The 649-nt window shown below is 66.3% G+C and carries 2 protein-coding genes; both read right to left on the bottom strand.

Annotated features, from left to right (window positions below):
- On the bottom strand, positions 1-155 hold a 155-nt coding region (locus QK290_RS18530), incomplete at its 3' end, for a biotin/lipoyl-containing protein (RefSeq protein WP_348994491.1).
- A gap of 2 nt (positions 156-157) precedes the next feature.
- Positions 158-649: transketolase C-terminal domain-containing protein (locus QK290_RS18525; protein WP_282332135.1), on the bottom strand; the 492-nt coding region annotated here is incomplete at its 5' end.

The following is a 649-nucleotide window of genomic DNA, read 5'->3' as shown; positions in this document are numbered from 1 at the left end:
GACGGGACTTCCACCATGGACTTGGCTGTCTCCACTTCGGCGATGGGCTGATCCACCCGGATCACATCGCCCACGGAAACGAGCCAGTTGACCAGTTCGGCTTCGGTCAGGCCTTCGCCGAGGTCGGGCAGCAGGAATACTTTCGGTTCGCTCATGGTCAGTTCTCCCACTGGAGGTCGTCTACGGCGTCGAGGATGCGGTCCACGCCGGGCAGGTAGTAGTGCTCGAGCTTCGGCGCTGGGTACGGGACGTCAAATCCCGTCACGCGGCGGATGGGGGCGGCGAGGTGGTGGAAGCAGCGTTCCTGGACGCGCGCCACGATCTCGGAGGACACGGACGCGAAGCCGTGCGCTTCTGCGATCACAACGGCCCGGCCGGTCTTGCGGACGGACGCGCACACGGTCTCATCGTCGAAGGGAACAATGGAGCGGACGTCGATGACTTCCAGCGAGCGCCCCTCTTCTGCTGCGGCCGCTGCCGCCGCCAGCGCAGTGGGCACGGACGGGCCGTAGGCGATGAGCGTTGCGTCGGTCCCGGCACGGGCGACGGCGGCTCGGCCCTCCGAGGACCTGCCCGCCACGACGTTGTTGGAGTGCTGCGCCCGCAGATCCTCAAGATCCACCAGGTCTTTGGACCAGTAGAGCTTCTT

Origin of the sequence: Pseudarthrobacter sp. AL07 (assembly GCF_029960665.1) — a bacterium.
GTDB lineage: Bacteria > Actinomycetota > Actinomycetes > Actinomycetales > Micrococcaceae > Arthrobacter.
This window is presented reverse-complemented; position numbering and strand designations above follow the sequence as displayed.